A 10,213-nucleotide genomic window follows, 5' to 3' on the forward strand; every position below is an offset into this window, starting at 1 on the left:
CACACCCGTTCCCATACCGAACACGGAAGTTAAGCTCTTTAGCGCCGATGGTAGTTGGGGGCTTCCCCCTGTGAGAGTAGGACGTCGCTAGGCACAAAGTAGCCACTGAGAAATCAGTGGTTTTTTTATTTTTTAAAAATCGGTAATAACACCCAAAAAATGTTAGAATTTAATTAATTTAAATAAACAAATATAGGGGTGTATTGAAATGGCAACAGGGGTATATAGAGAAAATATTCAAATTGAAAAAGCTAAGCTACAGGAGTTTATTCAGAATAAAGAAGAATGGGCTGTACTAATACCTGGTTATTTACATCATGAATTTCCAAGTGAACGAAATATGATTTGGGTATTTCAAGGGGATTTTGGAATTATCCAAAAAGCTGTAAAGGTTGAACTTAAGTGCAAGGAGTCATATCCCAATCAGGTTTTATTTGATTTGGTAGGCTTATCAGATCCTTTAAATGGTGATGGTTACTTTGAAGTTACACAAAACCAAGATGGTACATGTCAGTTAGAAGGTAATTTAACAATGAAGGCAAGTGGTTTCTTAGCGGGGATGATGAATCCAATTTTAGAAAAGTTTGTACCGCAATTAGTAGAAAAGCTAGTACAAGAGATGGGGATAAAGGCTAGTATCTAGTATTCCGGACGCAATTAGCCTCGGCATAATGGATAATAGTTTTTAATGATAAAAGAAGAGTGTCATGTCATAGAAAAAGATCATTGCTTTTAGTTGCAATGATCTTTTTCTGACTTATCACCAAGAACTCGGATGACATTTTATTAAAACGTTAATGAGTAGAAACTGAAATTAATCCTAGATTATTTCGCACCCATTACCTGGAATAACTTGACAGGGATTTTTTTGACCTTTATATTTGAGTATATACTCAAATATAAAATCGGTGGTGAAAAGGTTTGATTTCAAAGAAGGATAAAATTTTAGAAGTATCATTAGAGCTTTTTACTAAAAAGGGCTTTACCGCAACGACTACTAAAGAAATAGCATTAAAAAGCGGAGTAGCAGAGGGACTTATATTTTATTATTTTAAAGATAAAAATGAACTTCTTAATTATCTTATTCGTGAATTTTCATTTATTGGCTCTCTACAAAATGAGATTAAAGAACTTTCGAAGGTGGAGCCATATCCGGCTTTAATTAAATTTGGCCAATTATATGCCAATTTTTTATCATGTAATAAAAGCTTTTTAACTTTTATTTGGTCCCCAGAAATAGTGAAAAACACGAATGCTAGTAAGGATATTGTGGAGTTTATAAATACAATGGGTGAACAGGCCCGTTCATTTTTGGTAAGAGCCTCTTCATGTACTGTCGAAAAAAGGACAATAGAAACGGCAGCTTCAATATTTCTTTCAACAATACTAACGCATGTTTTAGTTGAAGAAAGAAAAATAGATAAAATGCCAATTGAAAATAATCATTATATTGAGGAGATAGCAATGTTTATTTTAAAAGGAATGCAAAATTCACATTAAGTATATTTTTTGTTCATCAATAAAAATTGTGGGTGACATGTGTTAAAACTTGTGCAATTTGTATAAGTTGATTGTAGTGAAGATCGGATGCCCCTAGGAAAGCGTTCTATCGAAAAGGAAATCTCAACCATACGATATTGGCGAGGAGCTATTTTTTTTGTAAAACATTTGAGTAATTACTCAATATAATTTAAAAAGGAGGAATCATTATGGAACAATGGATAGGTATTCAAACACTTATTTGGCTATTCCCTATTATGTTTATTCTTCATGATTTTGAAGAAATTATTATGGTTGAAAAGTGGTTAAATAAGAATTCTACGATTTTGTATGAAAGATTGCCGAGAAAAATTGCTAATCGAGTTATTAAACAGTTCTCGATGTCGACAGCACAGTTTGCCGTAGCAGTCATCGTAGTATTTATGTTTGTAAGTAGTTCTACGTTTGTAGCCAATCAATATGTGAATCAAGGGCCATTTGGAGATATCTACTTTTTCACTATTGTTACGCTAACCTACTTTCTACATGCGTTCACTCACCTTGCACAGTCTATTTTCCTTCGTTCCATTACACCCGGTGCACTCACATCTTTGATAATCGTCATCCCATACAGTTTAATGTTGTATCATTCGTTATTAATTAATAAAGTCATAACGTGGAACATTATTTTCGTTTGCTTGCCATTTTGTCTTTTATTGATTCCAATTGCATTACTAGCACATTGGATCGGGAAAAAGGTTATATGAATTTCACCTTATTTATATCCATTCAGCAAATTTTTTGTAACGTAAGTGTTATAATTAAATAAGAATATAACGGAAATGGGTGTTTTGTTTTGCAAAAGAAAAAGCCAATTGTAGAAGGATTAGAGCGCTTCCGACAACAACAAAATATTTCCTTTCATGTACCTGGGCATAAGCATGGAGAACTATCCCATCTTCCTCAGCCCTTTAAAGATGTAATGCGATATGATGTGACAGAATTATCAGGTCTTGATGACTTACATCACCCAGAGGAAATAATATTAGAAGCAGAAAACTTATTGGCAGATACATATGGGACGATGAAAAGCTTCTTTTTAGTAGGTGGATCTACAGTTGGAAATTTAGCGATGATTTATGCTACATGTAAAAAAGGTGATACGATTATTGTCCAACGTAATGCACATAAGTCTATATTTCACGCAATTGAGCTTGTTGGAGCAAAGCCTATATTTATTTCACCGCTATGGGATGAACGAACATTAACGGCAACCCATGTTTCTTATAAAGATTTAAAAGAAGCAGTTGATTATTATCCAGAGGCTCGCGCTGTAGTTTTAACGTATCCTACTTACTATGGTATGACATCGAAAGAAATACAGCAGCAGATTGCGTATTGTCATGAGAAAGGTATTCCTGTTTTAGTGGATGAAGCACATGGAGCACATTTTAGTGCGTGTACCTTATTTCAACCATCAGCATTGACATTTGGTGCAGATATAGTAGTGCAGTCTGCACATAAAACATTACCTGCTATGACAATGGCATCTTTTATGCATGTTAATTCTAACTTAATCGAAGTAGATAAAATAAATCACTATTTACGTATGCTACAATCTAGCAGCCCATCCTATCTTTTATTGGCTTCTTTAGATGATGCACGCTATTATGTACAGACATATATGGAGAGTGATGGTGCATATATAATAGAGAAAAGGAACCAATGGATAGAGGCATTACGAGCTATTGGCTCTCTGGAAGTTATTGAGGTAGACGACCCTATCAAATTATTGTTACGGGTTGAGGGCTATAGCGGTTTTCAATTACAGGAAGCATTAGAAGCAAAGCACGTATATGCAGAACTAGCAGATGCGCATCAAGTATTGCTTGTACTACCTCTGTTGAAGCAGGGGCATAACTATCCATTTGCAGAAATACGTGTCCGTATTAAGGATGCTATAACATTGTTATTAAGTACACCAAAGACGGAAATAGTAGCTGCATCACAAACGGCCTATAATTTTGTAGCCATTACGGAACCAGCCTATACATTTGATGAAATGGAACAGTCGGAAACAGAATGGTTACCGTATATGCGAACTATGGGACGTATTTCTGCAAGTATGATTATTCCTTATCCACCAGGCATTCCATTGCTTGTTCCAGGCGAAAAAATAACAGTAGCAAAGCTGAGTCAGTTAGAGGAGTTACTGGCTACTGGTGCAACGTTCCAAGGAAATCACCGTTTAGAAGAAAAGATGATTGAGATCATTAAATAGTTGGAGGCAATAACAGCATGAATTGCAATTTATTTATTACATTTGAAGGTCCAGAAGGTGCTGGAAAAACAACAGTCATTCAAAAAATAGCCGAGCGACTTGCAGAAGAAAAGATTGATGTATTAGCAACGAGAGAACCTGGTGGTATTGAGATTGCTGAGAAAATTAGGAGCGTAATTTTAGACCCCGAACATACAGCCATGGATGAGCGTACAGAAGCATTATTATACGCAGCGGCGAGAAGTCAGCATTATTTTGAAAAAGTACGACCTGCGTTGGATGCTGGTAAAATGGTTATTTGTGATCGCTTTATCGATTCCTCTTTAGCATACCAAGGATATGCACGTGGTATCGGCGTTGATGAAGTATTATCTATTAATGAGTTTGCAATCGGTAAGAAGTTACCCGATATGACAATCTTATTTGACCTTGCACCAGAGGTTGGCTTGGCACGGATTCATGCTCACGGAGAGCGAGAGGTCAATCGTTTAGATGTTGAAAGTTTAGCTTTTCATAACAAGGTTCGGGAAGGGTATTTACAGCTAGTGGAGCGTTACCCTGAGCGTATACATGTCATCAATGCGGACCAAAATATTGATCGTGTTGTTGAAGATGTATGGTCATTAATATATGAAGCAATACAGTAAATGCATGAAGTTGTCTACCACAATGTGATATAATGGTAACATCTATAATCTTATTTTCATTCAGCAAATGTTTTCTGTGCGAAAGCGAAGCGACAGTAGCAAATGTTTTGAGATGAATGAAGATGTAGTTTTATTTTAGTAGATGTTTCAAACACCTACTGAAACAGAGGAACTCTAACGTATGTCACGGAAAAGGTAACTAAAGTCTATTTAGATGAATTTTATCAAAGGGGTGAGTGCGAATGAAGTTAGTCGTAGCTGTAGTGCAAGATCAGGATAGCAGCCGCTTATCGAATGCTTTAACGAAAAATCAGTTTCGCGCAACTAAATTGGCGAGTACTGGTGGATTTTTACGCTCTGGAAATACGACGTTTCTTATTGGAACGGAAGACTCTCTCATACCCAAAGTTTTAGATATTATTCGTGATAATTGTCGTGCACGAGAACAAATGGTTGCACCTGTTTCGCCATTAGGCGGGAATACAGATTCCTATATACCTTATCCTGTAGAGGTAGAGGTAGGAGGAGCGACAGTTTTTGTATTACCAATTGAACAGTTCCATCATTTTTAAATCATTGCCACGTTAAATGGGAAGAAAAACACATTATAATTAGCTTTTGTGTATTTGATAAAGAAGGCAAGTGGGGGCGAAACAGCTTGAAGATCAATCAAGATATACGTGTCGGGTTAAATACTAATCGTAAAGATCCACTGCATAATAATAATCAAAATAACCGATTTGGAGATATGGTCGTCAAGCAAGGCACCAAATTGCAAACTGAACAGCTTACACGATTGCTAGGGGATATTTCTACAGCAGGTGACCGTGTTGCAAGATCACGTAATTTACGAGAGCTTGCTCGTTTTAAAATGCTTGTTAAACGATTCCTACAAGAAACAGTAGAGCATGGTATGGATTTAAAGCAATCGCATACATGGAATCGTTTTGGTGAAGGAAGACGCTTAAAAATTATCGAAACTATTGATACGCGTCTTGTGGAGCTTGCGCAAGATATTTTAGATGAAGAAAAGGAAGCAATTGATCTTCTCGATAAAATCGGTGAGATTAAAGGCTTATTAATTAATTTGTATATGTAAAACCCGTGTCTCGTTCTCTTGTAGGCGCGGGCTTTTTTCAAATCTATTCAGCTGCCAAGTTTAACTTCTTTCAGCGGGTGCCTAAACACCCGCTGAAAGAAGTTAAAGCCTCCGGACGCAATTATGCTGAGGTATAATTGATAGTACTTGGTTAAGGAAAAACTTGCTGAATGGCATGAACCCAATTAACGATGTAACTAATCTATCTGCTCTAAAATTGCAGATATTTCTGTACTAAAAATGGCAATAGGAAACAATTATGCTATGAGTGTAATTGTTATAGGAAGGATTTTAAATATATGGCCAAGAATGTTGAGGAGCTATTCACACTGCAACCAGTCGTAATGAAGCAGCTTCAAACGATTTTTGACAAAAATAGATTAGCACATGCATACATTTTTGATGGCGAAAAAGGGACAGGCAAAGCGGATATAATGAAGTTTTTTGTCAAATTAATGTTATGTGAGCAACCAAGTCAAAATGTTCCATGTGAAACATGTCGAAATTGCAGACGTGTTGATTCGGGTAATCATCCAAATATTCATCAAATTTATCCAGAGGGTCAATTTATAAAGATTGATCAAATACGTGAATTAATTGCGGAAATGAAGATGATGGGTGTTGAAGAGGGACGTAAAATTTATGTACTTCATCATGCAGATAGACTCAATGTTGCATCCGCAAACATGATACTTAAATTTTTAGAGGAACCTGATGGTGAGGTAACTGCGATTTTATTAACGGAGCAAATGCAGTCAATTTTACCAACGATTCGCTCTCGCTGCCAACATGTTAAATTCCAAAAAATGCCTCGACATATATTGTTAAAGCATTTACAAGATAATAATATTTCTTATTCGATGGCTTCTACAGTGAGCATGATGACGAACGAGCTCGAAACGGCTATGATTTTAGCAAATGATGAGCAGTTTGCACATGCTCGAAAAACAGTGTTAAAATTAGTAGAGGCAATTCGTCAGAACGTACATGAAGCAATGCTTGTTGTACATGAAGAATGGTTGCCACTGTTTAAAGAAAAAGGCGAGATGGAGCAGGCATTAGATTTACTACTATTTGCTTACCGTGATATAGTGTCAATAAAAGCTAATCCCGAATCAGCTTGTACTTACCCAGACATGTTACAGACATTTAAAGAAGCTGCCTTACATTCGACTTATGAACGTCTATCTAGTCAAATGGAGTCTATTTTACAGGCACGTTCATCTTTACAGCGTAACATGAATAGGACGTTAATGATGGAGCAGTTAATGCTAAATCTGCAGGAGGGGTATACATTTGTATAATGTAGTGGGAGTCCGCTTTAAAAAAGCGGGTAAAATATATTATTTTGATCCAGCATCATATCTACTAGAGGACAGTCAATATGTCATTGTAGAGACAGCTCGCGGTGTAGAATATGGTAAAGTAGTTGTCCCTCAAAAGGTTGTTGAGGATAATGATGTTGTTTTACCACTTAAACAAGTTCTACGACCAGCGGATGAACGTGATCGTATTCAAGTAGAGGAAAATGCTGCAGAATCAAAGCGCGCATTTGAACTAGCAAGTACAAAAATCATTGAGCATAATTTAGAAATGAAGCTCGTTGATGTTGAATATACATTTGATCGTAATAAAATCATCTTTTATTTTACGGCTGAAGGACGCGTTGATTTCAGAGATCTTGTAAAAGATCTAGCTTCTGTTTTTAGAACACGTATCGAACTTCGTCAAATTGGTGTACGTGATGAGGCGAAGTTGTTAGGTGGTATTGGTCCATGTGGCCGGATGCTTTGCTGCTCAACATTTTTAGGAGATTTTGAGCCGGTTTCTATTAAAATGGCTAAAGATCAAAACTTATCTTTAAATCCATCCAAAATTTCAGGTCTTTGCGGTCGTTTAATGTGCTGCTTGAAATATGAAAATGATGAATATGAGGAAGCAAAAGAGGGCATGCCAGACATTGGTGAATTGACGATGACACCAGATGGCCGCGGTAAAGTTGTAGGTTTAAATGTACTGGAGAGACTCATTCAAGTATATTTACATGAGCAGGAACGTACAGTTGAGTATACACTAGAAGAACTGCTAGCATGCGAAAAAAATCTTATATAAGATAGAGAATTGAACGAGGTGGCTTGGGTGAAGGACCGTAATTTCTTAGATACCGTTATGGAGTTCGAACAACAGCTCGAAGCAATGCAGGAGCAATTTGGTGCATTGAAACAATTTGTAGCGTTAATGATGGAGGAGCATAAGACACTCGAAACAGAAAATCATCACCTTCGAACACGTCTAGAAGAACTGCTTTCTAATGAAAACTCTGTACAGGCTACTGATGAGAAGAAAGAGAATCCGTTAGATATTGGCGAGGGTTATGATAACCTAGCACGTTTATACCATGAAGGCTTCCATGTTTGTCATGTTCATTTCGGAAGTTCACGTAAAGGTGAAGACTGTCTGTTTTGTCTATCATTTTTAAATAAACAAAATGTGTAATAGAAGGCTGATTCCCACTATGGTGGTGTCAGTCTTTTGTTTTGTATAGTAGGAGGAAGAAACATGGAAGATTGGTTGAAAGATGACGAGCGGTTAGACTATTTATTGGCTGAGGATTTACGTATTATTCAAAGCCCCTCTGTCTTTTCGTTTTCATTGGATGCGGTGCTACTTTCGAAATTTGTCAATGTCCCATACCATAAAGGGAAAATTGTTGATTTGTGCTCGGGAAATGGTGTAATCCCACTTTTTCTAAGTGCTAAAACAAAGGGACATATTACAGGAGTAGAAATTCAACCACGTTTATTTGATATGGCTGAGCGAAGTATCCGTTACAATAAATTAGAAGAGCAAATTCATATGGTCCTTGGTGATGTGAAGGAAATACCTAAAGAGCTTGGTATTGAAAAGTATGACGTTGTAACCTGTAATCCACCATATTTTTTAGCACATGAAGCTAGTGATAAAAATTTAAGTGAGCATTACGCTATTGCCCGTCATGAATTATATTTAACATTAGAAGAAGCCATACAATCAGCAAGTAAATTATTAAAACAGGGCGGAAAGGCCGCTTTTGTTCATCGTCCTGGTCGGTTATTAGATATTGTTACGGCAATGCGGGCGAATCGTATAGAGCCTAAACGTATGCAATTTATTTACCCGAAAGAAGGTAAGGAGGCCAACACACTATTAATAGAAGGAATTAAAGACGGTAAACCGGATTTGAAAATATTACCACCTCTGTATGTGTATAATGAGGATAATGAATATACAGCAGAAGTGAGAGAAATCCTTTATGGAAAAGAACAGTAATCATTATTTTTATGTGTTAGAATGTGCCGACCAATCCTTTTACGCTGGCTACACGAATAATGTAGACAGGCGTGTCGCTGTACATAATGCTGGTAAGGGAGCAAAATATACGAGAGCACGTGGACCAGTGGAATGTATTTATGTAGAGGAATTCGATACGAAACAAGAGGCGATGCGTGCAGAGTATGCTTTTAAACAGCTAACAAGAACGCAAAAGATAAAATATATAGGGAGGGATGAGTCATGAAATCTCAAAAAAGTACAATGCACGATCATACAGGTTGTTTATATTTAGTCGCAACTCCTATTGGTAACCTAGAGGATATGAGTGTGCGTGCGCTACGTATTTTAAAGGAAGCAGATATTATTGCTGCCGAGGATACACGTAATACCAAAAAGCTATGCAACTACTTTGATATAGCAACACCACTGATAAGCTATCATGAACATAATTTAGAGGTGGGGGGAGAGAAGCTATTAGCCTTCTTACGTGAAGGAAAAACAGTTGCATTAGTTAGTGATGCTGGTCTACCTTGTATTTCCGATCCTGGTGCAGATATAGTCGAAAAAGCAATCGAACAAGACTTTCCAGTTGTGCCGGTGCCAGGTCCTAATGCTGCAATATCAGCATTAATTGCTTCTGGATTAACACCGCAGCCATTTTTCTTTTATGGATTTTTAAATCGAGGAAAAAAGGATCGTCGACAGCAATTAGAGCAACTAAAAAAACGTCAGGAAACCATTTTGTTTTATGAGGCTCCTCACCGTTTAAAGGAAACCTTGAAAGATATGGAATCTATTCTTGGTAATCGTCGAATTGTATTAGCTCGCGAGTTAACTAAAAAATTCGAAGAGTTTTTACGTGGTACGTTGGCCGAAGCAGTGGTATGGTCCCAAACAGAGGAAATTCGAGGAGAATTTTGTATTGTTCTTGAAGGAAACGAGAATGCTGAGGAAGAACATGATGAAGAAGCCTATTGGATGACAATGTCTATTGTTGAACATGTCGATTATATGATTAATCAGACAGGTGTTACATCAAAAGAAGCTATAAAAGAAGTAGCAAAACTACGTCAAGTAGCCAAGCGTGAAATCTATAATGAATACCATAGTTAATGTAAAAAAAGAGGTGGCCTTAATAGGGCACCTCTTTTTTGTATATCAAAATACATAATTATAAAATGGGTTATCACAATAACGTGTGGTTGATTTCCGTTCCGGCGGGGCGCTTTCCTGGGGGCGTCGGGGCAACTGGATGTTGGTCACGAAGACGTTATCACAGGACGTGATGCTTTTAGCCTTCGTTCCCCTCCCGCTTCACTCGCGTTGCTCGCTCCAGGGTCTCGGGCCAACAGATGTTTTCTGCGCGAAAGCGTAGTGCTAACGTAGCGGCAGCAG

At 37.2% G+C, this 10,213-nt stretch carries 13 protein-coding genes and 1 rRNA gene; all 14 read left to right on the forward strand.

Going from position 1 to position 10,213, the window contains the following annotated elements:
• Positions 1-93, forward strand: a 5S ribosomal RNA gene (rrf, locus tag ACQKN2_RS24240); the annotation flags it as partial.
• A gap of 115 nt (positions 94-208) precedes the next feature.
• Positions 209-643, forward strand: coding sequence for an SRPBCC family protein (locus ACQKN2_RS24245; RefSeq protein ID WP_427417207.1), 435 nt, complete (start codon positions 209-211; stop codon positions 641-643).
• A gap of 278 nt (positions 644-921) precedes the next feature.
• The gene (locus tag ACQKN2_RS24250) at positions 922-1,500 is read left to right on the forward strand and encodes a TetR/AcrR family transcriptional regulator (RefSeq protein WP_427417208.1); all 579 of its coding nucleotides are present in this window, start codon (positions 922-924) and stop codon (positions 1,498-1,500) included.
• Between the two features lie 209 nt (positions 1,501-1,709).
• Positions 1,710-2,246 (forward strand): HXXEE domain-containing protein, encoded by a 537-nt coding sequence (locus ACQKN2_RS24255; protein ID WP_427417209.1) that lies wholly within the window; start codon positions 1,710-1,712, stop codon positions 2,244-2,246.
• A gap of 89 nt (positions 2,247-2,335) precedes the next feature.
• Positions 2,336-3,760, forward strand: coding sequence for an aminotransferase class I/II-fold pyridoxal phosphate-dependent enzyme (locus ACQKN2_RS24260; protein WP_427417210.1), 1,425 nt, complete (start codon positions 2,336-2,338; stop codon positions 3,758-3,760).
• Between the two features lie 17 nt (positions 3,761-3,777).
• On the forward strand, positions 3,778-4,407 hold the full coding sequence (gene tmk, locus ACQKN2_RS24265; RefSeq protein WP_427417211.1) for a dTMP kinase: 630 nt from the start codon (positions 3,778-3,780) through the stop codon (positions 4,405-4,407).
• 242 nt (positions 4,408-4,649) lie between these two features.
• On the forward strand, positions 4,650-4,979 hold the full coding sequence (locus ACQKN2_RS24270; RefSeq protein ID WP_049667342.1) for a cyclic-di-AMP receptor: 330 nt from the start codon (positions 4,650-4,652) through the stop codon (positions 4,977-4,979).
• A gap of 86 nt (positions 4,980-5,065) precedes the next feature.
• Positions 5,066-5,506, forward strand: a complete 441-nt coding sequence (locus ACQKN2_RS24275) for a YaaR family protein (RefSeq protein WP_323651173.1) — start codon at positions 5,066-5,068, stop codon at positions 5,504-5,506.
• Between the two features lie 299 nt (positions 5,507-5,805).
• Positions 5,806-6,810 (forward strand): DNA polymerase III subunit delta', encoded by a 1,005-nt coding sequence (holB, locus tag ACQKN2_RS24280; protein WP_427417212.1) that lies wholly within the window; start codon positions 5,806-5,808, stop codon positions 6,808-6,810.
• Positions 6,803-7,618: a PSP1 domain-containing protein gene (locus tag ACQKN2_RS24285; protein WP_079563667.1), complete on the forward strand. Its 816-nt coding sequence runs from the start codon at positions 6,803-6,805 to the stop codon at positions 7,616-7,618. The genes holB and ACQKN2_RS24285 overlap by 8 nt, the downstream gene beginning before the upstream one ends.
• Positions 7,619-7,645: 27 nt before the next feature.
• Positions 7,646-8,002 carry a DNA replication initiation control protein YabA gene (gene yabA / locus ACQKN2_RS24290; protein ID WP_053485308.1) on the forward strand — a complete coding sequence of 119 codons (357 nt, stop codon included), beginning with the start codon at positions 7,646-7,648 and terminating at the stop codon, positions 8,000-8,002.
• Positions 8,003-8,065: 63 nt separating this feature from the next.
• Entirely contained in the window at positions 8,066-8,815 is a 750-nt protein-coding gene (locus tag ACQKN2_RS24295; RefSeq protein ID WP_427417213.1) for a tRNA1(Val) (adenine(37)-N6)-methyltransferase, read from the forward strand.
• Positions 8,799-9,062, forward strand: coding sequence for a GIY-YIG nuclease family protein (locus ACQKN2_RS24300; RefSeq protein WP_323651176.1), 264 nt, complete (start codon positions 8,799-8,801; stop codon positions 9,060-9,062). The genes ACQKN2_RS24295 and ACQKN2_RS24300 overlap by 17 nt, the downstream gene beginning before the upstream one ends.
• Complete coding sequence (gene rsmI / locus ACQKN2_RS24305) at positions 9,059-9,931, forward strand: 16S rRNA (cytidine(1402)-2'-O)-methyltransferase (RefSeq protein WP_427417214.1); 873 nt, start codon at positions 9,059-9,061, stop codon at positions 9,929-9,931. Before ACQKN2_RS24300 ends, rsmI begins: the two co-directional genes overlap by 4 nt.
• Positions 9,932-10,213 lie beyond the last annotated feature (282 nt).

Origin of the sequence: Lysinibacillus sp. NPDC093688, assembly GCF_050280145.1 — a bacterium.
GTDB classification, from domain to species: domain Bacteria; phylum Bacillota; class Bacilli; order Bacillales_A; family Planococcaceae; genus Lysinibacillus; species Lysinibacillus xylanilyticus_B.

Excerpts from the sequence above, each read along its gene's own strand:
- ACQKN2_RS24245 (WP_427417207.1), top strand. The coding sequence starts at position 209 with ATGGCAACAGGGGTATATAGAGAAAATATTCAAATTGAAAAAGCTAAG.
- ACQKN2_RS24255 (WP_427417209.1), top strand. The coding sequence starts at position 1,710 with ATGGAACAATGGATAGGTATTCAAACACTTATTTGGCTATTCCCTATT.
- tmk (WP_427417211.1), top strand. The coding sequence starts at position 3,778 with ATGAATTGCAATTTATTTATTACATTTGAAGGTCCAGAAGGTGCTGGA.
- ACQKN2_RS24270 (WP_049667342.1), top strand. The coding sequence starts at position 4,650 with ATGAAGTTAGTCGTAGCTGTAGTGCAAGATCAGGATAGCAGCCGCTTA.
- holB (WP_427417212.1), top strand. The coding sequence starts at position 5,806 with ATGGCCAAGAATGTTGAGGAGCTATTCACACTGCAACCAGTCGTAATG.
- ACQKN2_RS24295 (WP_427417213.1), top strand. The coding sequence starts at position 8,066 with ATGGAAGATTGGTTGAAAGATGACGAGCGGTTAGACTATTTATTGGCT.
- ACQKN2_RS24300 (WP_323651176.1), top strand. The coding sequence starts at position 8,799 with ATGGAAAAGAACAGTAATCATTATTTTTATGTGTTAGAATGTGCCGAC.
- rsmI (WP_427417214.1), top strand. The coding sequence starts at position 9,059 with ATGAAATCTCAAAAAAGTACAATGCACGATCATACAGGTTGTTTATAT.